The organism is Streptomyces sp. NPDC031340 (assembly GCF_055569945.1).
Genome location: NZ_JBVIIE010000019.1, coordinates 77,506 through 100,875 on the forward strand (window position 1 = coordinate 77,506; position 23,370 = coordinate 100,875).

Annotated in this window: 19 protein-coding genes and 1 pseudogene; 7 read left to right on the forward strand and 13 right to left on the reverse strand. The window is 73.3% G+C overall.

The features are described 5' to 3' along the window. Positions 1-10 precede the first annotated feature (10 nt). The 4 genes from ACZ5GT_RS17175 to ACZ5GT_RS17190 all read left to right on the forward strand — a co-directional run bounded on the left by ACZ5GT_RS17175 (position 11) and on the right by ACZ5GT_RS17190 (position 5,867). Positions 11-1,327 carry an ABC transporter substrate-binding protein gene (locus ACZ5GT_RS17175; protein WP_469023506.1) on the forward strand — a complete coding sequence of 439 codons (1,317 nt, stop codon included), beginning with the start codon at positions 11-13 and terminating at the stop codon, positions 1,325-1,327. Between the two features lie 98 nt (positions 1,328-1,425). Continuing rightward, positions 1,426-2,310 carry a carbohydrate ABC transporter permease gene (locus ACZ5GT_RS17180; RefSeq protein ID WP_469023512.1) on the forward strand — a complete coding sequence of 295 codons (885 nt, stop codon included), beginning with the start codon at positions 1,426-1,428 and terminating at the stop codon, positions 2,308-2,310. A gap of 5 nt (positions 2,311-2,315) precedes the next feature. Next, positions 2,316-3,221 (forward strand): carbohydrate ABC transporter permease, encoded by a 906-nt coding sequence (locus ACZ5GT_RS17185; protein WP_469023517.1) that lies wholly within the window; start codon positions 2,316-2,318, stop codon positions 3,219-3,221. Positions 3,222-3,296: 75 nt separating this feature from the next. Further along, positions 3,297-5,867, forward strand: a complete 2,571-nt coding sequence (locus tag ACZ5GT_RS17190; protein WP_469023524.1) for a family 78 glycoside hydrolase catalytic domain — start codon at positions 3,297-3,299, stop codon at positions 5,865-5,867. A 54-nt stretch (positions 5,868-5,921) separates the two neighbouring features. Here the strand turns inward: ACZ5GT_RS17190 and ACZ5GT_RS17195 are convergent, their stop codons facing one another. Further along, complete coding sequence (locus tag ACZ5GT_RS17195; RefSeq protein WP_469023531.1) at positions 5,922-7,568, reverse strand: glycoside hydrolase family 27 protein; 1,647 nt, start codon at positions 7,566-7,568, stop codon at positions 5,922-5,924. A 409-nt stretch (positions 7,569-7,977) separates the two neighbouring features. Here ACZ5GT_RS17195 and ACZ5GT_RS17200 point away from each other — a divergent pair. Then, positions 7,978-9,015, forward strand: a pseudogene (locus ACZ5GT_RS17200) (glycoside hydrolase family 10 protein); the annotation flags it as partial. Positions 9,016-9,134: 119 nt separating this feature from the next. On the opposite strand, the gene ACZ5GT_RS17205 reads toward ACZ5GT_RS17200, so the two are convergent. Genes ACZ5GT_RS17205 through sbnA form a run of 12 tightly spaced genes read right to left on the reverse strand, consistent with a single transcriptional unit; the run spans position 9,135 to position 20,711 of the window. Beyond that, a complete protein-coding gene (locus ACZ5GT_RS17205) occupies positions 9,135-10,214 on the reverse strand; it encodes a MupA/Atu3671 family FMN-dependent luciferase-like monooxygenase (protein WP_469023538.1) in 1,080 nt (359 codons plus the stop codon). Positions 10,215-10,274: 60 nt separating this feature from the next. Continuing rightward, positions 10,275-10,751, reverse strand: a complete 477-nt coding sequence (acpS, locus tag ACZ5GT_RS17210; RefSeq protein ID WP_469023546.1) for a holo-ACP synthase — start codon at positions 10,749-10,751, stop codon at positions 10,275-10,277. Then, positions 10,748-12,016 (reverse strand): acyl-CoA dehydrogenase family protein, encoded by a 1,269-nt coding sequence (locus tag ACZ5GT_RS17215; RefSeq protein ID WP_469023551.1) that lies wholly within the window; start codon positions 12,014-12,016, stop codon positions 10,748-10,750. The genes acpS and ACZ5GT_RS17215 overlap by 4 nt, the downstream gene beginning before the upstream one ends. Beyond that, a complete protein-coding gene (locus tag ACZ5GT_RS17220) occupies positions 12,013-12,687 on the reverse strand; it encodes an acyl-CoA dehydrogenase family protein (protein ID WP_469023556.1) in 675 nt (224 codons plus the stop codon). The genes ACZ5GT_RS17215 and ACZ5GT_RS17220 overlap by 4 nt, the downstream gene beginning before the upstream one ends. Beyond that, positions 12,684-13,562 (reverse strand): hypothetical protein, encoded by an 879-nt coding sequence (locus ACZ5GT_RS17225; protein ID WP_469023559.1) that lies wholly within the window; start codon positions 13,560-13,562, stop codon positions 12,684-12,686. Before ACZ5GT_RS17225 ends, ACZ5GT_RS17220 begins: the two co-directional genes overlap by 4 nt. A gap of 3 nt (positions 13,563-13,565) precedes the next feature. Beyond that, complete coding sequence (locus ACZ5GT_RS17230) at positions 13,566-13,853, reverse strand: acyl carrier protein (protein WP_469023562.1); 288 nt, start codon at positions 13,851-13,853, stop codon at positions 13,566-13,568. Positions 13,854-13,897: 44 nt separating this feature from the next. Continuing rightward, on the reverse strand, positions 13,898-15,256 hold the full coding sequence (locus ACZ5GT_RS17235) for a type III PLP-dependent enzyme (protein ID WP_469023565.1): 1,359 nt from the start codon (positions 15,254-15,256) through the stop codon (positions 13,898-13,900). Then, on the reverse strand, positions 15,253-16,656 hold the full coding sequence (locus ACZ5GT_RS17240; protein ID WP_469023568.1) for a preATP grasp domain-containing protein: 1,404 nt from the start codon (positions 16,654-16,656) through the stop codon (positions 15,253-15,255). Before ACZ5GT_RS17240 ends, ACZ5GT_RS17235 begins: the two co-directional genes overlap by 4 nt. Before the next feature lies 1 nt (position 16,657). Continuing rightward, complete coding sequence (locus ACZ5GT_RS17245) at positions 16,658-17,770, reverse strand: 3-oxoacyl-[acyl-carrier-protein] synthase III C-terminal domain-containing protein (RefSeq protein WP_469023570.1); 1,113 nt, start codon at positions 17,768-17,770, stop codon at positions 16,658-16,660. Next, positions 17,757-18,701: an ornithine carbamoyltransferase gene (locus tag ACZ5GT_RS17250; protein WP_469023573.1), complete on the reverse strand. Its 945-nt coding sequence runs from the start codon at positions 18,699-18,701 to the stop codon at positions 17,757-17,759. The genes ACZ5GT_RS17245 and ACZ5GT_RS17250 overlap by 14 nt, the downstream gene beginning before the upstream one ends. Beyond that, positions 18,695-19,705 (reverse strand): 2,3-diaminopropionate biosynthesis protein SbnB, encoded by a 1,011-nt coding sequence (sbnB, locus tag ACZ5GT_RS17255; RefSeq protein WP_469023578.1) that lies wholly within the window; start codon positions 19,703-19,705, stop codon positions 18,695-18,697. Before sbnB ends, ACZ5GT_RS17250 begins: the two co-directional genes overlap by 7 nt. Before the next feature lie 4 nt (positions 19,706-19,709). Beyond that, complete coding sequence (sbnA, locus tag ACZ5GT_RS17260; protein ID WP_469023585.1) at positions 19,710-20,711, reverse strand: 2,3-diaminopropionate biosynthesis protein SbnA; 1,002 nt, start codon at positions 20,709-20,711, stop codon at positions 19,710-19,712. A 247-nt stretch (positions 20,712-20,958) separates the two neighbouring features. On the opposite strand from sbnA, the gene ACZ5GT_RS17265 reads away from it, so the two are divergent. Together ACZ5GT_RS17265 and ACZ5GT_RS17270 are read left to right on the forward strand one after the other, a co-directional pair. Then, positions 20,959-22,323 (forward strand): condensation domain-containing protein, encoded by a 1,365-nt coding sequence (locus ACZ5GT_RS17265; protein WP_469023589.1) that lies wholly within the window; start codon positions 20,959-20,961, stop codon positions 22,321-22,323. A 59-nt stretch (positions 22,324-22,382) separates the two neighbouring features. Further along, positions 22,383-23,312 (forward strand): aminoacyl--tRNA ligase-related protein, encoded by a 930-nt coding sequence (locus ACZ5GT_RS17270; protein WP_469023594.1) that lies wholly within the window; start codon positions 22,383-22,385, stop codon positions 23,310-23,312. The last annotated feature ends 58 nt before the right edge of the window (positions 23,313-23,370 follow it).

Below are 23,370 nucleotides of genomic sequence, written 5' to 3' on the forward strand. Positions count from 1 at the left end.
GGAGTCCTCCGTGTCCTCTCGTATGCCCCGTGCCCGCCGCACCCGCCCGAGTCTCGTCGTGGCCGGCACCGCTTCGCTGGCCCTGCTCGCCACCGCCTGCGGCGGCAGCGGCGGCGGCACCGCGGCCGCGCCCAAGGAGTTCAGCTACCTCAGCGTGACGGAGAACACGACCGTCAAGAGCACCCTGACCACCCTGTCGGCAGGCGCGTGCAAGACCGCGAACGCCGCTCTGCCGCTGAAGGTGGAGACCGTTCCCCAGGCGAGCCTGGACCAGAAGCTGCAACTGCTGGCCGGCCAGAACGCCCTGCCGGTCCAGTTCGCGGCGGGCAACGCCCCGGCCCTCACCCAACGGCTGGCGAAGTCGGGCAAGGTCGCCGACCTGGAGGCGAAGCTGAAGGAACTGGGCGTCTACGACCAGCTGGAGCCGGCCGCCGTTTCCACGATCAAGGCGCTGTACGGCGGCAAGCTGGAGGTGCTGCCCTACGAGTACAACATCGAGGGCATCTTCTACAACAAGAAGATCTTCACCGACAACGGGCTGAAGGTGCCGGGTACCTGGGACGAGCTCGTCGCGGCCGCGGCGAAGCTGGAGGCCAAGGGCATCCAGCCGTTCTCCGCCTCCGGTCAGCAGGGCTGGCCGCTGACCCGTCTGATCAGCGGCTACCTCTACCGCAGCCTCGGCCCCGACGCGCTGCAGAAGGTGGCCGACGGCAAGGCGAAGCTGACCGACCCGCAGTACCTGAAGGCCGCCGAGGAGGTGGCGGCGCTCGGCAAGAAGGGCTACTTCGGCAAGGGCGTCGGCTCCATCGACTACGACACCGCGATGAACCAGTTCCTCACCGGCAAGGCCGCCATGTTCTACATGGGCAGCTGGGCCCTGGCGAACATCTCCGACGCGAAGCAGGACAAGATCGGCGCGGACAACGTCGGCTTCATGCCGTTCCCGGCCGTCACGGGCGGCAAGGGCTCCGCCGGCCAGTACCCCTCCAACGTCGGCCTCGGCATCACCCTCGGCGCCAAGTCCTTCGACAAGAAGACCGGCGACTGGGTCGGCTGCATCGCCGAGAACTACGGCAGCACCGCCCTGAAGGACCACGGGTCCATCTCCGGCTTCAAGGTCAACACCGAGGTCGAGGACGCCAACGCGGTCACCACCCAGGTCCGCGACACCATCAGCACCTCGAAGCAGAACGTGCTCTGGTTCGAGGCCCTGTTCGGCACCAAGGCCACCACCGTCAGCCAGACCAACGCGGCGAGCCTGGTCAGCGGCAGCATGAGCCCGAAGCAGTTCATGCAGACCGTTCAGGACGCTCTGGCCGCCCAGTGACCGGCCGGGGGCGGCGCGCCCGCCTCCCCGCGCGCACTCCGTGCCGCCCCCGCCGCCGTCGGCAGACACCCTCCACGCGAACGAAGTGGACACCACCCATGCACCGCGTACTCGGTGACCGCAGGGCCGTCGCCCTCCTGCTCGGTCCCGCCCTCCTCGTCTACTCACTGATCATGCTCGTGCCCATGGTGTGGTCGCTCGGCTACTCCTTCACCAAGGGCAACACCATCGACGGCTTCACCGGGAACGGCGTCGCCAACTTCTCCCGGCTGCTGGACGACCCGGCCGTCCACAGCGCCCTGTGGTTCACCCTGAAGTACGCCGTGGTCGTCACCGTCGGGCAGGTCGTCGCCGGCTACCTGCTGGCTCTGCTGTACGTGTTCTTCCTCAAGCGGGCCTCGGCGCTCATCCGCACCCTGGTGTTCTTCCCCGTGGTGCTCCCCACGGTCGCCGTCGGTCTGCTCTTCCAGAAGTTCTTCCAGGTCGCGCCGCAGACCGGCCCGGTCAACTCCCTGCTCAACGCCGTCGGCCTGGAGTCGGTCGACTTCTTCGGCAGCGCGGGCCACGCCTTCTGGGTCCTGGTCGTCATGGACATCTGGCGGTCCATGGGCTTCTACGCCGTGCTGCTCTTCGCCGGCCTCGTCGACATCCCCGACGAGGTCCTCGAATCGGCCCGCCTGGACGGAGCGACGGGCCTGCGGCTGGTGCGCCACATCGTGCTGCCCCTGTCGCTCCCGGTGCTGATGTCCTCGTTGATCTTCAGCATCAACGGCACGCTGAAGGTCTTCGACTCGATCGTCGCCCTCACCGGCGGCGGGCCGGGCAACGGCACCACCCCGCTGACCCTGTACATGTTCCAGACGTCGTTCACCTACAGCGACTACGGCTACGGCAGCACCATCGCCCTGCTGCTCACGGTCGTGTGCCTGCTGGTGAGCCTGGCCGTCTACCGCGTCTCACGGCGCGACCTCACGGAGGGCTGAGAAGGATGGCCATCGACACCACTGTGCGGACCTCCGCCAGCCGCCCGGGCCGGCAGCCGTCCGGTCGCGACGCCCGGCGGCGCCCCCGCAAGGGAAGCCGGCTCTGGGTGAAGATCGTCGTCGGCCTGCTGCTGATAGTCGAGATCTACCCGCTGCTGTGGATGTTCCTGACATCGCTGAAGTCCAACGACGACTACCTCAACCACTCCACCTGGAGCCTCCCGACGCACTGGGAGTGGGGCAACTACGCCGAGGCGTGGACGACGGGCAACATCGGCCTGTACGTGCAGAACAGCCTGCTGGCGGTCGTCCCGGCCCTGGCGCTCATGCTGCTGCTGGGAACGGCGGCCGGATTCGCCCTCCAGATCATGGTGTGGAAGGGCCGCAGCCTGACCCTGCTGGTCTTCCTCGTGGGCATGATGGTGCCGCCGCAGCTGATCCTGCTGCCGCTGTTCACCGTCTACTTCCGAACCGGCCTGTCCGGCACCCTGTGGCCGCTCGTCCTCACCTACACCGGCACCGGCCTGCCGCTGACCGTCTTCATGATGGCCACCTACTACCGGACCGTCCCGCGCGAGTTGTTCGAGGCGGCCACCATCGACGGCGCCGGCATCCTGCGCGCCTTCTGGACCATCAGCGTGCCCCTGGTCCGCAACGCTCTGCTGACCGTCGGCCTGGTGCAGTTCTTCTTCATCTGGAACGACCTGCTCATCGCGCTGACCTTCACCAACAACCAGGACCTGCGCACCATCCAGGTCGGCCTGCTCAACTTCACCGGTGATTTCGGCGCCACCCAGTACGGCCCGCTCTTCGCCGCCATCTGCATCAACGTCTTCGGCACCCTCCTGATCTACCTGTTCCTCAACCAGAAGGTCATGAAGGGCCTCACCTCGGGAGCGGTCAAGGGCTGACCCCGGCCCCGTCCCGCCGACCGCTCCCGCGCATGTGACGAAAGGTTTGTCTTGCTCCCCCCTCAGCCTTCCCCGGTGTCCTTCGAGCACCTCACGGACGGCCTCGGCGCCGGCGTCCCCGCCCCCCGCCTGTCGTGGACCCTGCCTCCCGGCTGCGGCGCCCAGGAGGCGTACGAACTCGAACTGGACCGCGCCGGCCGCACCGAACGCACCGGCCGGGTGGAAAGCCCCGACCAGGTCCTGGTGGCCTGGCCCGGCGGTCCGCTCACCTCACGCGAACGCGTCACCGTCCGCGTCCGTGTCTGGGCCCCGGGCGCCGCCGAGCCGTCCGCCTGGAGCAGGCCGAGCGCGGTGGAGGCCGGACTGCTGGACCCCGCCGACTGGGCGGCGGTCCCGGTCGGGGCGGGCTGGGACGAGAACCCGCTCGCGGCCCGCCGCCCGGCCCGGGTGCGCAAGGACTTCCGTCTCGGCCGTCCTGTCACCCGCGCCCGCCTCTACGTCACCGCCCACGGCCTGTACGAGGTCGAGATCAACGGCCGCCGCGTCGGCGACGAGGCGCTCGCCCCGGGCTGGACGGTCTACCCGCACCGGCTCCGCTACCGCACCCACGACGTCACCGGCCACCTCACCGAAGGCGCCAACACCATCGGGGCATGGCTCGGCGACGGCTGGTACCGCGGCAAGTACGGCTTCGACGGCGGCACCCGCAACATCTACGGCACCGACCAGTCCCTCATCGCCCAACTGGAGGTCACCTGCGACGACGGCACCACGCACGTCGTCGCCACCGACGGAACCTGGCGCGCGGCACCCGGGCCGATCCTCACCAGCGGCCTGTACGAGGGTGAGACCTTCGACGCCCGGCTGCACGATCCGGACTGGGCGACACCCTCGCGCGCCGACACAGGCGAGTGGGAGGCCGTACGCACGGGCGGACGCGACCCGCGCACCCTGGTCGCCCCGCAGGGCCCGCCGGTGCGCTGCACCGAGGAGATCCCGCCGGTGTCCATCACCCGCACGGACGACGGCCGCCACCTCCTCGACTTCGGCCAGAACCTCGTCGGCCGGCTGCGCCTCACCGTCGACGGCCCGGCCGGCACCACCCTCACCCTCCGGCACGCCGAAGTCCTGCAGGCCGGCGAGCCGGCCACCGGCCCGCTGCGCGAGGCGTACGCCACCGACACCCTGACGCTCTCCGGGCAGGGGCCCCTCAGCTGGGAGCCCCGCTTCACCCTGCACGGCTTTCGGTACGCCGAAATCACCGGCTGGCCGGGCGAGTTGACCCCCGAAGCGGTCACGGCCCGCGTCTACCACACCGACATGCGGCGCACGGGGTGGTTCGAGTGCAGCGACCCGATGATCAACCGTCTGCACGAGAACGTGGTCTGGAGCATGCGCGGCAACTTCGTCGACATCCCCACCGACTGCCCGCAGCGCGACGAACGCCTCGGCTGGACGGGCGACATCCAGGTCTTCGCCCCCACCGCCGCTTTCCTGTACGACTGTGCCGGCATGCTGGACTCCTGGCTCACCGACGTGGGCCTGGAACAGCTCCCGGACGGCACGATCCCCTGGTACGTGCCCGTCATCCCCGGCGAGCCGATGTGGACACCGATCCAGCCCGGGGCCGCCTGGGGCGATGTGGCGGTCCTCACCCCCTGGACGCTCTACCGGCGCTTCGGCGACCTCGACCAGCTCCGCCGCCATCTTCCGATGGCCAAGGCGTGGGTCGACCTCGTGGAGCGGCTGGCCGGCCCGAGCCGGCTGTGGGACACCGGCTTCCAACTGGGCGACTGGCTCGATCCCGCCGCGCCGCCCGACGACCCGGCGGCCGGGCGCACCGACCGCTACCTGGTCGCGACGGCGTACTTCGCCCACTCCGCCCGCCACCTCTCCCTCGCCGCGGCGGAGCTGGGGGAGCGGAAGGAGGCGGAGCGGTACGCCCGGCTGGCCGACGACGTCGCGGACGCCTTCCGCCGCCGTCACGTCACCGCCTCCGGCCGCATGACCAGCGACAGTCCGACCGCCTACGCCCTCGGCATCGCCTTCGGACTGCTCACCCCGCACCAGCGTCAGGCAGCGGGGGACCGGCTGGCCGAGCTGGTCCTCGCCGACGACGCCCGCATCGCCACCGGCTTCGTCGGCACCCCGCTGATCTGCGACGCGCTCACCGACACCGGCCACCTCGACGTGGCCTACCGGCTGTTGACCCAGACCGAGTGCCCCTCCTGGCTGTACCCGGTGACGATGGGGGCCACGACCATCTGGGAGCGGTGGGACAGCATGCGCCCGGACGGCAGCCTCAACCCGGGCGGCATGACGTCCTTCAACCACTACGCCCTGGGCGCTGTCGCCGACTGGCTGCACCGGGTCGTCGGCGGCATCGACGCCACGGCTCCCGGCTACCGCGAGATCGTCCTCCGCCCCCGCCCGGGCGGCGGCATCACCTGGGCCCGCACCCGCCACGACACCCCCTACGGCACGGTCTCACTGGCCTGGGAGCTGACGGGGGCGGGGCTCACCGCGCACATCTCCGTGCCGGACGGCTGCAGGGCCACGGCCGAGCTGCCCGGCTGCCTTCCGGTCGTCCTGGGGCCCGGTGAGCACGTGCTGGACACCGCGAGTCCGGCCGCCGAGGTCGCCTGACGGCGATGCGGACCGGGGCCGGCCGAGAACCTGACCCCTCGGCCGGCCCCTCCTTCACACCCGGGTCCACTTCTGGCCGGCCCGCCCGTCGCAGGTCCACAGGACCAGGCGGGTCCCGGCGGCGGTGCCGGACCCCTCGGCGTCCAGGCACAGCCCGGCGTGGACGTTGCGGATCGAACCGTCGGAGCCGAGGGTCCACTTCTGGTTGTCCTGGCCGTTGCAGGGCCAGGTGATCACACGGGTGCCGTTGGCGGTGCCCTGGTCGTAGGCGTCCAGGCACTTGTCGCCGTAGACGCGGATCTCACCGCCGGCCCAGGTGGTCCACAGCTGGTTGGCGGCCGTTTGGCAGTCCCAGAGCAGGACGGTGGCTCCGGCGGCGGTCGAGGCGTTGTCCACATCCGCGCAGCGGCCGGACGCGCCGCCCCGCAGCCGCGAGGTGGTCGCGGCCAGCGGGGTGCCACCGGTGACCCGGAACACGGCCACACCGTGCGCGGGGACGCTCGCGGAGATCTGCCCGGACGTGCTCGACGTGCCCCCGGTCCACAGGTCGGTGAGGGTGAACGGCCCACCGGACAGGCCGACTTGACCGGCCGTCGTGGTGATCGTCGTGGTCGCGGCGCCCCGGTTGAACAGGCCCACCGCTACCGAGCCGTCCGACAGCGCCTTGGCGAACACCTCGGTGGCGCCGTCGTCGCGCACCCTGCGGCCGCCCGCGCCCAGCGCATCCTGGTCCACCGCCAGCAGGCGGGGATTGCGCAGGATCGCGCTCACGTCGGCGGACATGGTCCGGATGTCGTTGCCGGCCATGAGCGGGGCGCCCAGCAGCGCCCACAGGGCGAAGTGCGAACGGGACTCGGTCAGCGACAGGCCGGGGCGGCCGACGACCAGCATGTCGGGGTCGTTCCAGTGTCCCGGGCCGTTCTGCGCGGCCAGCGGCGCGGTGACGTCCAGGACGTTGCCGACGCCCATCGGGTAGCTGTTGGTGTTGCCGTTCTGCCAGATGTCGAGCAGGTCCTCGGTCGTCCGCCACAGGTCGGCGACCTCGCCCCAGTCGTAGGTGGAGCCGGTGATGGCGTGCAGGCTGTTGGGGTTGATGCTGTAGACGATCGGGCGCCCGGTGGCGCGCAGGGCGTCGCGCATCAGCGTGAACCGGGCGACCTGCTCGTCGCGGGTACCGCTGGAGGAACACCAGTCGTACTTCAGGTAGTCGACGCCCCAGGAGGCGAACGTCGCGGCGTCCTGGGTCTCGTGGCCCTTGCTGCCGGTGGACCCGGAGTAGCCGCCCGTGGCCTGCGCGCAGGTGCGCTCGTTCGGCACCTGGTAGATGCCGAACTTCAGTCCCTTGCTGTGGATGTACTCCCCGAGGGCCTTCATCCCGCTCGGGAACTTGGCCGGATCGGCACGCAGGTTGCCCGCCGCGTCGCGCTGCGGGTCGAACCAGCAGTCGTCGACAACGACGTAGCGGTAGCCGGCGTCCCGCATGCCCGAGGACACCATCGCGTCGGCGGCCTGACGGACCTGCGTCTCGGTGACGCCGCACCCGAAGCTGTTCCAGCTGTTCCAGCCCAGCGGCGGGGTGAGCGCCGGGCTGCCCGGCGCGGCCGTGGCGGGGGAGTGGGCGGAGGCCGTCACGGACGCGGTGACCGTCAGCACGGCGGTCGCGAGGAGGCGGAGCAGCCGTCCACCTGATCGTCTGGGCACCTGGAACTCCTCTTCCCGTGGATCACTGAAGTGGTCGAAATTTCGGACGCCGTTCGGAAATCTGGGTGCCACGGATACTAGAGAGGCGGCCGGTCATGTCAACACCGTCGGCCGAACGGGCCCGAATCCGGCCCTGATCCGGCGCCGGAAGGTCGTCGATCCGGACGGTTCGGGCGGTCGGCCCGCCTGGCCTGCGGCGATTCCGCCTCCCTCGGCTGCGAATGTTTCGATAGCGCTGGCGAATCATGCGAGAGGTATTGACGTCGTTCGTCGGCTCTCTATCATCCGGGTTGCTCGACTCTTCGACCCTTGTTCGGAATCACGAACGTGTCATGACCGTGGCAACCGGGAAACCGTCCCGGCCGGCCCCGGCCACCCCCCACCCGCATCCGACCGTACGAGGAGAAACATGAACCCGCTCGAACGCCTGGGCCGTCGCCGGGCCTCGGTCCTGGGCCTGCTGGCCGCGACCGCCCTGGTGACGGTGACACCCGGGACCGCGACGGGCTTACCCGGCGCAGACCGGGCCCCCACGATCAAGGCCTCCACGCTGGGCGCCCAAGCGGCCCAGACGGGACGGTACTTCGGGGCCGCCGTGGCTGCCGGCCGGCTGGGCGACGGCACCTACGCCTCGATCCTGGACCGCGAGTTCAACTCCGTCACGCCCGAGAACGAGATGAAGTGGGACACCACCGAGCGGTCCCGCGGCTCGTTCAACTTCGGCCCCGCGGACCAGATCGTCAACCACGCGGCGTCCCACGGCCAGCGCGTACGCGGCCACACGCTGGTCTGGCACTCCCAACTGCCCGGCTGGGTCAGCTCCATCACGGACGCGGGCACGCTGCGCAGCGTGATGGACAACCACATCACCACCGTGATGAACCACTACAAGGGCCGTATCCACTCCTGGGACGTGGTCAACGAGGCGTTCGCCGACGGCGGCAGCGGCCAGCACCGCTCCTCGGTCTTCCAGAACCTGCTGGGCGACGGCTTCATCGAGCAGGCGTTCCGCACGGCCCGCACGGCCGACCCGGCGGCCAAGCTCTGCTACAACGACTACAACATCGAGGACTGGAACGCCGCGAAGACCCAGGGCGTCTACCGCATGGTGCGCGACTTCAAGGCGCGGGGCGTGCCCATCGACTGCGTGGGCTTCCAGTCCCACTTCGGCACCGGCGGGCCGCCCTCGACGTTCCAGACGACGCTGGCCAACTTCGCCGCTCTCGGCGTGGACGTGCAGATCACCGAGCTGGACATCGCGCAGGCACCGTCGACCGCGTACGCGAACACGGTCAGGGCCTGCATGAACGTCCCGCGCTGCAACGGCATCACCGTCTGGGGCATCCGCGACAGCGACTCCTGGCGCAGCGGCGAGAACCCCCTGCTGTTCGACGGCTCCGGCAACAAGAAGGCGGCGTACCAGGCGGTGCTCACCGCGCTCGGCGGATAGGCGGCGCCGCCCGCCCCCGCGGCGGCTCGGTCCCCTCGCCAGGGACCGGCTCCACCCGCCGACCGCCTGCGGGCCCCCGACGCCGACCGGGGGCCCGCGGGAGCGGCCGGTGCCGGTCAGGCCGGGCTCTGCGCCGGGACGGCGGCGGCCACCCGGTCGCGGACCTCGGCCAGGCCGGGCAGGGCGGCCAGCACGTCCGCGTCCGGGACACCGAAGTCGATCAGGCAGGCGACCTCGTCCGCGCCCGCATCCGCCAGGGCCCGCGCCGCGGCCACCCCGTCGTCGACCGTGCCGAAGAGTCCGGCCGTCTCGAAGTAGCGTTCGAAGGCGTTGTCGAGCAGGAACTCCTCGTTGGCCGCGGACAGGCGCGGCGGCGCCCCGCCGCCCGCGGCCGGGCCCGCGGCGGAGCCGAGGATCAGATCGAGGGAGCTGCGCAGGTACTCCCGCAGCGGTGTGCGCACCAGCGCGCGGACGGAGTCGCGCGAGGCGCCGGTCAGGGTGTGCACCATGACCGCCACGTGTCCCCGGGCCCCGGCCCCGTGACAGGCCGTCAGCTCCTCGCGGTACGCGGCCACGTTGCGGGCCAGAGCCGCGTGGTCCTGGCTGAGCATGTGGGTGAGCAGGCCCGCGCCGAGCCGCCCGGCCAGGCGGAAGGTGTCCGGGGAGCCGGCCGCCGTGATCCACACCGGCAGCTCCGGCCGCACCGGGCGCGGGTAGCTGCGGACCTCGTGCGCCCCGCCGTCGGGGCCGGGCAGCGTCACGGCCTCGCCGCGCCACAGCGCCCGCACCGTCGCCAACGCCTCGACCATGACCGTCTTCCGCTCCTGGTACGCCTCGGGCCGCAGCGTGAAGTCCACCGGGTGCCAGCCGGAGGCGAACGAGATCCCCGCCCGGCCACCGGAGAGGTTGTCCACCACCGCCCACTCCTCGGCGATCCGCGCGGCATGGTGCAGCGGCGCGACCACGCTTCCGGCACGGATCTCCAGGTGGCGGGTGACGGTGGCCAGCGCCGCGCCCACCACGGCGGGGTTCGGGTACTGCCCGCCGAAGGCGTGGAAGTGGCGCTCCGGGGTCCATACGGCGGCGAAGCCGTGCTGGTCCGCGAAGGCCGCGCTCCGCAGGAGCAGGTCGTAGCAGCCGCCGCTCTCGGCGGGCTGGGCCGGGCGGTCCGCGAAGAAGAAGAGGCTGAGGTCCATGACGGGGCCTTCCGAGGGGATGCGCGGGCGAGGTACGGGGCGAGGCGACGGGCTCAGCGGTCAGGGGTTCGGGGCGGAGGCGGGGGCGGGGGGCCGGGTGGGGCAGGCGGTATCGGCACCGGCTCCCGCACCGGCTTCCGTACCGGCCCCGGGGCCGACGCCGGGGGCGGGCAGGGCGATGGCCGCGGCGACGACCCAGCCGCCCTGGTGACTGAGCGACACCGTGATCTCCCCCACCCCCTGCCGCTCGGCGACCGCCCGCGCGCCGCCGCCGAGCCTGACCCGGGGGGCGCCGAACTCGTCCCTGAGCACCTCGATGTCGCGCCAGCCGAGGCCCTGCCCGAGGCCCCGGCCGAGCGCCTTCGCGGTGGCCTCCTTGGCACAGAAGCGCCCGGCCAGGAACTCGGCGGCGCGTTCCGCGGCCAGGCCCTCCGCCTCCGCCAGCTCGGCCGCGGTGAAGACCATGCGCCTGCCGCGCGGATGGGCGGCGATCCGGCCGAACCGCGCCACGTCGAGCAGGTCCACGCCGAGCCTCATCGGGCCTCCTCCCCGCGCGACCGGGGCCCGTCCGGGCCGGTGCGGTGCAGGGCGTAGCGGCCCTTGGCGTACGCCGTGGCGATGTGCTGGCGCTGGATGTCGGAGGTGCCCTCCATGAACTCGAAGGCGGCCACGTCCCGGGTCCACTTCTCCAGCAGCGGCAGGTCCACCAGGGCCTCGGGGCCGAGCGAGCGCACCGCCCAGCGTGCGGCCTCCCGGGCCAGGCCGGTGGCGGCGTACTTGGCCAGGCTCGACTGATGGCCGGCGTCCCGGTCGGCGTCGACGGCCGCGCCCGCCGCGTGCACCAGGCTCCGGCACGCCTCGGTCCGCGCGGCGAAGGTCTCCGCGCCGGGGGCGTCCGGGCGCTCCGCGTCCACCAGTTCCACCAGTGCCGCGGCGGTGCCCACGGCGAGCGCGCCGACCTGGGCGCGCATCTGGTTGAAGACGCGCACGGCCGCCAGCAGACCCTGCCGGGTGGGCCGGAGATGACGGCCCAGCAGCCGCTCCTCCGGCACCGGTACGCCGTCCAGGCGCAGCTCGGCCAGGCAGGTGCCGCGCAGGCCGAGCATGTCGAGCTCCTCGGCGGCGAAGCCGGGGGACGCGGCGTCGACGAGTGCGGCCCGCAGCGACAGCGGGCCGCGCCCGGTCCGGGCGAAGACCACACCGAGCGCGCCGCGCGCCCCGCTGCCGATGTAGCGCTTGACACCGTTCAGCCGGTAGCCGCCGGGACAGCCTGCGCGGGTGGCGTGGTCCGTGCCGTCGGGGGCGCGGTCCAGGCGGGTCTCCATGGAGCTCGCGTCGCTGCCGTGGCCCGGCTCGGTCACGGCGAAGAACGTCCAGGCCGTGCCGGAGGCGAGCGTGCCGTAGAAGTGGTCGCGCTGTGCGCGGTCGCCCATCTGGTCCACCAGCACGCCCGACAGGCTCGGTGCGGGACAGGCGAGGAGCATGCCCGCGTCCCCGCGCGCCAGTTCCGCGAGCATCACCACCTGGTCCAGACAGCTACCCGACGGATAGCTGAAACGGCCCAGCCGCAGCGGTCCTCCGCGGTACTCCGGCGGTGTGGTGGTGGCCCGGATCAGGTCGTAGGCGGCGACGCCGAGATGGGGGCCCATGTCGTACGGGTCGGCGTCCACGGCGAGGGCGTGCGCGCGCAGTTCGGGCGCCATGTCGGCGGCCTGGCCGCGCAGCGCCGTGAGGCGCTCGTCGAGACCGAGGCCGAGACCGGGAGCGGGGGAGTACCCGGGGCCGGGTGCGGTCGTGGTCATCGGCCTCCCCTCCCGGACGCCGTACGGGGCGCCCAGACGTCGGCCGTCAGCGCGGACAGGTGCAGTGCCCGCACCGGATGGGCGGACAGGAAGCCCTCCGCGCCGAAGAACCGGGCCACCGTCCACGCCGCCTCGGTGAGCTGCTCGTGCACGGCGGCGAGTGCGGCCGCAGACGCGTCCGGCGCGTCCGGCGCGTCTGGTGCTCCCGGGGCGTCCGGTGCTCCCGGGGCGGTGGCGGCGGCCGTGTGCAGCGCCGTGTGCAGCACGGTGACCACGTCCGCCGTCGCCCCTTGGACCAACTGCTGCTCGGCGAGCGGCACTCCGCCGAAGCCGCGCCCGGCCAGCCGGTGCGCCGCCGCGTCCAGCAGCCGCTCCAGCACCCCGCAGCGCACCGCGGCCAGCGCCGCCGAGCGGGAGGCCGGCAGTCCGCCGCCCCCCGGGGCCGGCAGCCGGACCAGGGCCAGGCCCTCCCGGTGCGCGAAGACGTGCGGGACGATACGCGCGTCGGCGGGCACGTCGGCCACCGGCAGCACCGCCCGTCCCCCGGGGGCGACGGCGTACGGGTCGAGTCCGGTCAGGACCGCGGCGAGCCCGGCGGCCAGCCCCGACTCGCGTCCCAGACGCCGCAGTTCGGCCTGGTCCGGGAAAGGCGGGGTGGACAGCGGGGTCACTCTGCCGCTCCCAGCAGTCCGGCCCGGAAGAGGCGTCCGGCGTGCGGGTCGTAGTCGGCCACCACGGTCGGCCGGTCGGCGGGCAGTCCCCGCTCCGGCCAGGACGCGTCGAGCGCGGCCCAGGCGCTGGCGCAGATCAGGCGCCGTGGCCCGGTGACGACACCGGGGTCCGGGGCGCGGGTGAGCAGCGAGGCCAGGGTGGCGCCGAGGACCAGCCGGGCGGAGCGCTGCCGCTCCAGCACGGCGAGCGCCTCCCGCGCGTCCTCCACCGGGCGCTCGTCGGTGAAGACCAGCCGGGCGGATCCGGGCCCCGGCACCACGTCGGTGCGCAGCAGCACCGCGCAGTCCTCGCGGTCGTGGCCGTGCACGTCCGGTTCCGGGTACGGGAGCGTGGTCTGGTCGAACGTCAGCAGCGCGCTGTGCTCGGCGCGTCCCGTGGCGTGCAGGGCGGCCAGGGTGCGCAGAGCGGTGAACGCGGCGCCCACGCCCTGCCCGGAGACGGCGAAGACGTCGGGACGCCCCGCGCACTGCTCGGCCAGCGCGCACCCGGCGACGTCGACGAAGTCCAGATCCGGGGTGTGGAACGCGAGGGCGAGCACGTCGAGCCGGGGCAGCGGCCGGTCCAGGGCGTGCAGCAGCTCGGTGCCCATCGCGCGGAACGAGTTGCCGCCGCCGGCGGCGACGAGTCCCTCGTCCCGGGGGATCCCGAACACGGAGAGCAGGTCGGTCATGAACCGGTGGGCCGTCTCCGTGCCGGGCGGCTGGGCGCGCGGCACGAAGGAGCGCACCACCGGCCGGGCCAGCGGCAGGGGCTTCGGAAGAGCCGGCGGTTCCCCGGTCTCCGCCCGGGAATGGGGTGGCGCGGCGAACGTCACGGGTCAGCCCACCGACTCCTGCGCACCGGCCAGGCAGTCGCGGACGTACGCCGCGAGCGTGCCGATGGTGTCGAAGACCTCGGGCGTCAGCTCGTCCGGGTCCACCTCCAGGCCGAGCGAGTCCTCCAGGGTCATCAGCAGTTCGATCACGCCGGTCGAGTCGAGCGAGAGGTCGCCGAACAGGCGCATGTCGTCGCGGAGTTCGGGCACCTCCTTGCGCAGGACCTCGGACAGGCCCTCCTGGAGGGCGGTGCGGATCGCGGCGGCGTCGGTCGCGTCGGTGGCGGGCATGGGTCCTTCTCCTGGGGTCGGTGCGGTCACGGCGGGTACGGGGTTCAGCGGGCGTCCGGCGTCCCGGACAGGTCCGGGTGCGTGGCCTGGCGGGACAGCAGGTCGTCGACGGTGTCCCGGCGCCGGACCAGGTACGCCGTCCCCGCGCGGACCAGCACCTCGGCGGGGTAGCCGTGGCTGAGGAAGTAGGACGGCGAGGCGGAGGGCCCGTAGGCGCCGGAGCGGCGGATGCCCAGCAGGTCGCCCACCCGCAGCTCGGGCAGGTGCACGGCCTTGGCGACGGTGTCGTTGGGGGTGCACAGTGGGCCGGCCACGGTCCAGGGCGCCGACGGCGCGTCCGGCGGCACGGCGCGCGAGAGCAGTTCGACGGGGAAGTTGCGCTTGACGAAGGAGCCGATGCCGACCGCCGCCATGTGGTGGTGCGTGCCGCCGTCCGCGACGGCGAACCGCTCGCCCATCGACTCCTTGAGGTAGCGCACGCCCATCAGGTAGGTACCGCCCGGCGCGGTCAGATAGCGGCCGGACTCCATGATCAGACGGGTCCCGGGGTGCTTGCGGAGGAACTCCTCCAGCAGCGGGTTGACGCCCTCGGCCAGCGCGGCCAGGTCGAGATCGTGCTCGCCGTCGAAGTACGCCACCCCGAGCCCGCCGCCGATGTCCACCGCGTCCAGCGGGACGCCGACGGCCTCGGCCACCCGCTCGGCGAGATCGAGGACGTAGGCGGTGTTCTTCCGGATCACCTCAGCGTCGAGGATGCGGGTGCCCATGTAGACCTGGACGCCAGCGACGTACGCGTGCCGGTGGGCGCGGACCAGCGCGCCCGAGGCCGTCACGGCGGCCTCGTCGATGCCGAACTGCCGGGGCTTGCCCCCCATGGTGAGCCGTGAACCGGCGACGGAGTAAGCCGGGTTGACCCGGAGCAGGACGCGCTGGCGCACCCCCAGCCGGGCCGCGGCGGCGTCGATCAGGGCGAGTTCGGCGAAGGACTCGCAGACCACCGCGTACAGGCCCGCCTTGACGCACGCCTCGATCTCGGCCCCGCTCTTGCCGGGTCCGAGGAAGACCACGTCGGCGGGGTCGGTGCCGGCGTTGAGGACCGTGCACAGCTCGGCGAGCGAGGAGACCTCGGCCCGCGCGCCCGCCGAGCGCAGCACCTCGTAGACGGCGCGGTTGGGGTTGGACTTGAGGGAGAAGAAGACCTCCAGCGCCGGGTGGAGCGCGGCGCGCAGGGTGCGCAGGTTGTCCGCGAGCCAGTCGCCGTCGTAGACGTAGAGCGGTGTGCCGAAGCGTTCGGCCAGGTCCCGCCAGCCGCTCGGCCCGCTCAGGTCCGCGGGGGCGGTCCGGGCCCGCGCCCAGCCCTGTCCCGAGAGTTCTTCGAGTGCGTCAGGTCCGGGACCGCTCATGCCTGTTCCACCATCTTCTCCAGGGCCCGAGCCGCTGCCGATCTCAGGGCGTTGACGTCTTGCGGGCCGTCGCCGACGCAGACCGCGTACAGACGGCCCGGGAACCGGCGGCCGGGGGTCGCGCCCGCGCGCAGCGTCGCCGTGTTGCTGACCAGGACGCCGCGGGCGCGCTCCGGGGAGGCCGTGGCGTCGGGGGCGAACAGCAGCCCGCCCAGCGCCTCGCGCACCTCCGCGAAGCCGTGCACGCGCCGCGGCTGGAGGTCGAACACCGTCGCCAGGGCGTGCCGGCCGGGGACCACGAACCGTTCGGCCAGACGGTTCTGGAAGGTCGCCATGTTGAACCGGGCGTTGATCTCCAGACACGGGTAGAGCGTCCCGTCGCGCCCGAGCATCGCGTCCACGCCGACGACGCCGAAGTAGCCCGCCTCCGCCAGCCCCTTGCCCAGGGTCTGCGCCGCCGTCTCCAGCTCCGCGGTCTGCGTCCGCGTCAGCGGGGGCGGGAAGAGGTGGCCGCGGTGGACGCCGTTCTCGGTGAGCGCCGCCTTGACGGTCTCGAACGACACCGAGCCGTCCCGGCCCACCAGGAACTGGTAGTTGAGGTCGCACTCCTTGTCGATCCACCGCTCCACGACGACGTCGAGCCGCTCGCCGCGCCGCGCCGCCATCCGCACCAGCCGCTCGCCGCGCCGGGCGCTGTCCAGGACCACCAGGCCGCGCCCGGAGACGCCGAGCGACTCCTTGACCACCACCGGCCCCGCACCGCAGGACAGGTGTTCCTTGAGCGCGGCGGCCAGCTCGTCGACGGTCCGGCAGCCGGTGCCCGGGACCTGCCGCAGTCCGGACCGGTCCACCAGCGCCCGGCTGAAGAGCTTGCCGTTGACGTGCTTGCAGACGGCGGCGGACGGCCCCGCGAGCGGCAGGCCGGTGGCCGCGGCCAGCCGCTCCTCGTGCGCGGAGACGCCCATCGGCATCAGGTGGGTGCGCCCGTCGGCCATCGCGGCCAGCTCGGCGAGCAGGCGCGGGGAGTCCAGCGCGTCGACGGCGACCGGGCGCTCGGGGGCGTTCCGGTCCACCGTCAGCACCCGGCCCGCCGCCAGACCGAGGCCGCGCAGATACTCCTCCAGGGCGGGTTCGACGGCGTCCTTGAGGATCACCGCGTCGCCCTCGTCGACGAGCAGGACGCCGACCTCCTCCATCCGGTTGACGGTGGGGGAGTTGAAGGAGAGCCCGGCGCCGGGCAGGCCCGGCTCACCGTCTCCCCACACCCGCTCCACCTCGAAGTTGTTGAGGTGGACGAAGCGCGCGTCGGGATCGCCGGTGACCGCGGCCTTGAGCCGGCGGACGAAGCCGGGCCGGGCGCCGGGCCCGGGGACCGTGCCGTCGCGGGTGGCCGGGGCCATGTCAGTCTCCCTCCGTGCGGGGCGGGGGCGTCGCGTGGCCGGCGCCGGCGGGCAGGTCGTCGAGGCGGAGCAGCACGGCCGAGAAGGTCCCGCTCGACCCCGCAGACAGCAGTGCCACCGCGTCGCCGGGACGGACCGCGGACTCGGCGCGCGCGCTGACCAGGTTGACGAAGGGGTCCGCACCGAAGCAGTGGCCGGTCCTGGGCACGTTCTCCAGGTAGAAGCGCTCGACGGGCAGGCCCAGTTGCTGCGCGGCCATCACCCACGAGCGCCGGTTGACGTTGTGCGGGAGGATCCGGTCCACCTCGTCGAGGGTGAGCCCGGCGTCCGCCACCGCGTCCCGGAGCACCTCCAGCATGGCCGGCAGATAGCGCTGGGAGTAGTGGCGCCTGACCTCGGCCGGCATGTCGAGGGAGGCGTGGTATTCGCCCAGCGTGCGGTGCGCCTGGCCGATCACCTCGTCGCCCGGCCCGTCGAGGCCGACCAGGACGGCGGCCGCGGCCTCGCCCAGGATCGTGGTGCCGACGATCTTCTGCGCCAGCGGCGAGGTGATCTTGTCGGCGACCAGCAGCAGCCCCTGCGCGCCCGGCGGGTCGGTCCGCAACAGGGCCTCCAGCACGTTGAGCCCGAACAGGCCGCTGGTGCAGTTCTGGTGGGACAGTTCGAAGGCCGAGGCCGCGGGCAGCCGCAGCTTCTCCCGCAGCGTCATCATCCAGCGGTGCGCGGGCGGGGCGATGTGCAGCAGGGTGTGCGGGTGCACGAGGTGGCGCACCCGGTCCCGGTCCGCTCCGTCCAGGACCGCCTCGCCGGTCCTCAGCAGCATGTCCAGGCCGGTCATCCCCTCGGCCATCGGCACCCGGTCGAGCCCCAGGAACCCGGTGAAGAGGCGGATCTCGGCCCGGGTCAGGCCCAGCCGGTCCTGGAGGTCGCCGATCGCCACCGTCGTACCGGGCACGAACGGCGCGACCCGCTGGAGCCGCAGCCGGGGCGGCCCGCTCGCCCCCGGCCGCCCGGTCGGTGAGGCCGGTGGGGTCGGTGCGGTCTGCCCGGCCGGTGTGGTCGGTGGGGTCGGTGGGGTCTGCGCGGCGGGAGCCGCGCGGTCAGCCGAGGCCATGGCACCACTCCAGTACCGCCATCGCGCTGTGCATCTTGTTCTCCGCCTGGGTGAAGGCGATGCTGTCCGGCCCGTCCAGCACCTCCGCCGCGACCTCCTCGCCGCGATGCGCCGGCAGGTCGTGCAGGAAGAGGGCCTTGGGGGCGCGGGCCATCAGCTCGGGACCGACGTGGAAGGGCGCGAAGACGGTGCGCCAGTCGGGGTCCGGCTTGGTGGTGCCGGTGGTCTGCCAGCGCGTGGTGTAGACGGCGTCCAGGTCCTTCGGCAGCTCCGCCAGGTCATGACGTTCCGTCAGCTCGGCTCCGGAGGCGGCCGCCTGGGCCTCGGCGAGGGCGCGGACGCGCGGCTCAAGGCCGTAGCCGGGCGGGGTGCGCAGGTCGAGCAGCACGCCGCGGAAGCGGGTCAGGCCGAGCGCGAGCGCGGCGGCGGTGTTGTTGCCCTCGCCGGCATAGAGCACGCGCAGCCCGTCCACCGAGCCGAAGTGCAGGGTGAGCGTGGTCAGATCGGCGAGCGCCTGGGTCGGGTGCTCGTCCGAGCTCATCGCGTTGACCACCGCCATCCGCCGCTGCCCCGCCGCCCATCCGCGCATCTCCCCGGGATCGTCGGCGGTCCGGGCGACCAGGACGTCGAGCATTCCCGCCAGCACCCGCCCGGTGTCCTCGGTGGTCTCTCCGGTGTTGGTCTGGAGGTCCTGCGGCCCGTACGCGATCACGCCCGCGCCCAGGCGCAGCGCGGCGGCGGAGAAGGCGGTGCGGGTGCGCGTCGAGGTGCGCCGGAAGTAGACGCCGACCACGGCCCCGGCCAGGGGCGTCGCCGCGGGCAGGCCCAGGGCCGCCCGGCGCGCGTGTTCGGCGCCGCGCTCGACGACGGCCCGGAGCTGGTCGTCCGGCAGGTCCGTGAGCGAGATCAGGTGCCGTGCCCGGTTCACCACCGCGCCTCCTCGGGTTCGGGGAAGAAGTCGGGGAACGCCTGCGCCGTGCCGTCCGCGAGCCCGTCGGCCAGCACCAGGCCGCCGACCGCGAGGTCCAGCACGCCCAGGCCGAACGGGGAGAAGATCACCGGTTTGGCGAGGGTGAGCGCGTACTCGTCCAGCAGCAGCCCGGCCAGGGTGCCGTCGATGAACTCGCGCGTCCGGTACCGCTCCACCGCCAGGTGCGGCGAGGTGCCCGCCTTCAGGCAGTGCTCCACGTCGTCGAGGACGTTGTGGGCCCGCGCGACGAGCTCGGGGCCGATGTCCCGCAGCGAGATGTTGAGCACCGTCTGCCCGGCCGCGAAGAAGTCCGGCTCGGTGATGTGGGGGACGGCCGCGGTGGTGGCCAGCACCACCAGGTCCGCGTCCGCGACCGCGCCGCGCAGGCTCTCCTCGGCGCGGGCGCGGAAGCCGAGGGCGCGCGCGTGGCGCGCGGACCGCTCCGCGTGGGCGGCGACGGTGTCGTGCACCACGACCTCGCCCACCGACCACTCCAGGTCGCGCAGGAACTCCAGCACGGTGCGGGAGATGACGCCCGCGCCCACCACCCCGACCCGGTCCGCCCGCGGGCCGCCCCGGAGGCGTTCGGCGGCCAGGGCGGCTGAGGCCGCGGTACGGGCGGCGCTGATCTGCGACGCTTCCAGGCAGGCGAAGGGGTGCCCGGTGTCGTAGTCGTTGAGGACCAGCACGGCGGAGGCGCGCGGGAGGCCGCGGTCCAGGTTGCCGGGGAAGCTGCTGATCCACTTGATCCCGGCCACCGTCGGCTCGCCGCGCAGCAGCGCGGGCAGGGCGATGATGCGCGCCTCCGGTTTGTCGGGGAAGCGCAGGAAGTAGCTGTCGGGATTGATGGTCCCGCCGCGGTGGTGCGCCAGGTAGGCGTCCCGGACGGCCGCGCGGATCCGCGGCCGGGAGCGGTCGACGACCGCGCGGACCGCCTTTCCGCCCATGACGTGGAAGGGCAGCACTGTGTCAGCTCCTCGCTGCGGAAAGGCGGTCGGCGACAGGGCGGACCGGGTCCGCGGCCAGCGCCCCCGGGCCGAAGGTCTCGGCCACCCAGGAGTCCTGGTAGACGGTCCGGGAGTAGCGGTCGCCCAGGTCCGGTGAGATGGCCACCACCCGCGAGCCCTGGGGCAGTGCGGGCGCCCGCTGGAGCACCGCGGCCATCACCGAGCCGGTGGAGCCGCCCAGGAAGAGCCCGCGCCCGCGCGCCAGCCAGCGGCAGGTGCGCACCGCGTCGGTCTCGGCCACCAGCATCAGCTCGTCCACCAGCTCGGGCCGGAACAGCTCGGGCCGCCGGCTCGCCCCGATGCCGGGGATGTGGCGCGGGCCGGGCGGTGTGCCGAAGCTGACCGAGCCCGCCGTGTCCACGGCGACGATCCGGGTCGCGGGGGAGACCCGGCGGAAGTGGCTGACGCAGCCCATCAGCGTCCCGGCGGAGCCGGTGCCGACGAACAGGTAGTCCACGGACGGGACCTCGGCGGTGATCGCCGCGGCGGTGCACCGGTCGTGCACGTCACGGTTGGCCGGGTTGGCGTACTGGTTGAGCCAGACCAGGTCCGGCTCGGCGGCGATGCGCTGCTCGATGTAGGAGATCCGGCTGCCCAGGTAGCCGCCGCTCGCGTCGCGCCGGTCGATCTGGATCGTGTGCGCGCCCAGGGCGCGCATCACGTCCAGGCTCTGCGGGGAGGTGTTGGCGTCGGTGACGCAGATGAAGGTGTAGCCCTTCTCCGCCGCGACCATGGCCAGCGCGATGCCGAGGCTCCCGGAGGAGGACTCGATCAGCCGGCTGCCCGGCCGCAGCAGGCCGCGCGCCTCGGCGTCCTCGACCATGGCGACGGCCGTCTTCAGCTTGACGGATCCCGCTGGGTTGAGTCCCTCCAGCTTGAGGTAGACGTCGACGTTCTCGACCGCGTCCCCGAGATGCAGGAAGACGTTGTCGAGAACCATTTCGTAGGCGTGCTCGAATATCACGGTCCTGACCCCAGGTGAGTGCCAGTGCAACCCGGCCGACGAGGGACGAGCGTAGGCAGCGCCGTACCCCCCGCAACAGGCAACAGCGGAGGCAGTTTCCCGGGCCGGAACCCTGCCGCTGCCTGTGCCCGGCGGCCGGAGTTGCCCCCCGCGCTGCCTGTCCGGAGCGCTGCTTCGGTGCCTTACTGGGCCGCACGGAGTCCGCGACCGCGCGGACCTGACGACGCACCGGGAGCGCGCATCAGCGATGGCCCACAGCACTGTGACGGCGGCGGAAGGCCACCCCCTGAGCGTCGGCCAGGAGGCGCTGTGGTTCCTGCACGCCCTGGCGCCCGAGAGCAGCGCCTACAACACCTCCGCCGCGGTGGAGCTGCAGTTCGACGTCGACGTGGCCGCCCTGCGCACCGCGACGCTCGCCGTCGTCGCGGCGGACTCGATGCTCAACTGCCTCTTCCGGTCGACGTCTTCGGGTCCGCGCCGGCTGCCCGGGGCGGCCGCTCCCTACCCGTCCGTCTTCGAGGTGGTCCGGACCGGGGACGATGACGGCGCGCTGCGCGCGGCCGCGCTGACGGCGTCCCGGCGCCCGTTCCGACTGGACCGGGAGCCGCCGGTGCGGGTCTCCCTGCTGCTTCGTGCGGAGGGCGGCGCACTGCTGGTGGTGACGGCCCACCACATCGCCGTGGACAACCTCTCCCAGGGGCGGCTCTGCCGCGACCTGCTCGCCGCGTACGGGCGGGCCGTGCGCGGCGAGCCGCCGGCCGGAGCGGGTGACGACCAGGGAGCGTCCTACGCCGACTTCGTCGCCCGCGAACAGGACTTCCTGGCGTCGCCGCGCGGCACGTCCGCGGCGCGGTTCTGGCGGGACGTGCTGGAGGCGGCGCCCCACGACCCGCCGCTGGTGGGCGACCTGCCCCGGCCGGAGGTCTACCGCTTCGCCGGCGACCAGACGGAGCGGCCGGTCCCGGCCCGGCTCGTCGAGCGGGTCCAGGAACTGGCCGCCGAGGCCAACACCACACCGTTCGCCGTGCTGCTGGCCGGGTTCCAGCTGCTGCTCTACGCCCTCAGCGGGGAACGGGACCGGCTGCTCGGCTACCCGGCCTCCGTCCGCTCGGGCCGCGCGTCCCGCACCGCGACCGGACACTACGTCAACACCCTGCCGCTGGCGGCGCGTGTCGAGACCGACGACGATTTCGCCGGCCTGCTGCGCCGGACCGCCGCCGCGCTCCGGTCCGCGCTGGTCCACCGCGCCTACCCGTTCGCCCTGATGCCCCGCCTGGTCGACCGGCCGCGCTCCGCGGACCGGGCGGGCCTGATCGGCCTGCTGTTCGTGGTGGCCGTGGAGGACGACGGGGCGCCGCCCGGGGCCTGGCTGCCGCCGGGCCACACCGTGCGGGCGCGTCCGCTGCCGCAGCAGCAGGGCCAGTTCGACCTCACCCTCCAGCTGTCCCACCGCGGGACGGAGACCGTGCTCGTGCTCCGGTACAACACCTCGCTGCTCACCCCCGCGGCGGCCGGCACCCTCGCCGACGGCTACCTCGGCCTGCTCACCGCGGCCGTGGACGGCACCCTGCCGGAACGCCTGGGCGACCTCGCCCGCACCCTGCGCCTCTGACTCCGGGCCCGTCCGCCGAGGCCGGGCGCGTCTCCACACCATCCAAGGAGCTGATCCCTGTGACCTCGCCCGCCCCGACGGCGTCCGCCGCCGCTCCGGCCGGATCCGCGGACGAGCCGGACCGGCCGCTCGCCCGGCTCGTCGCCGCCGGCTGGCTGCTGCCGACCGGCGTCGCCGGCGTGCTCGGCTTCACCGCCAGGTTCGAGTCGGTGCTGACCGCCCTCCAGGCCGCGCTCACCGCGCTCCACCCGACCGGCACCCCGGGTCCCTCCTGGCACCCCCCGGTCGTCCCGCGCCGGCACATCGAGCGCGCCGAGTACGCCGAGTCCTTCCCCCATCTCCTCGGCTCCGTACACGCGTTGACGCCGGACGGCCGAGAAGGCAGCGCCCCGGACGGCCCGCTCGGCGAGGAGGAGAGGACCGCCACCGACACCGTGCTCGCCCCGGCGGTCTGCTACAGCGTCTACCCGGCCCTGGCCGACCGGGTCCTGGACGCGCCGCGCCACTTCGACGTGGCCGGCTCCTGCTACCGGCACGAGGCCACCAGCGAGGTCGGCCGGTTCCGCTCGTTCCGGATGCGCGAGTTCGTCGCGGTGGGGAGCGAGCGGGACGCCCTGGACTGGCGCGAGGAGTGGATCGAGCGCAGCCGGACCCTGTTCGCCCGGCTCGGCGTCGAGGTGCGGGTCGAGGCGGCCAGCGACCCCTTCTTCGGGCCGGGGGCGCGCTTCATGCGCTCCAGCCAGCTCCAGCAGAGCCTCAAGTACGAGTTCGTCGCCCCCGTCCGCGACGGCGACGCGGGCACCGCGATCGCCTCGGCCAACCTGCACAAGGAGCACCTGGGACAGCGCTTCGGCATCGGCGCCCCGAACGGCGGCCCGGCGCACAGCAGTTGCGCCGCGTTCGGGATGGAGCGGATCGTCCTCGCCCTGGTGCACGCGCACGGCGACGACCCCGACGACTGGCCGGTGCCCGGCCCCGCCGGGGACTGAGGCCGGCCCCCGGTACGGCGACGGGGCACGACGCGGAGCCGGCGCCGTGCCCTGTGTC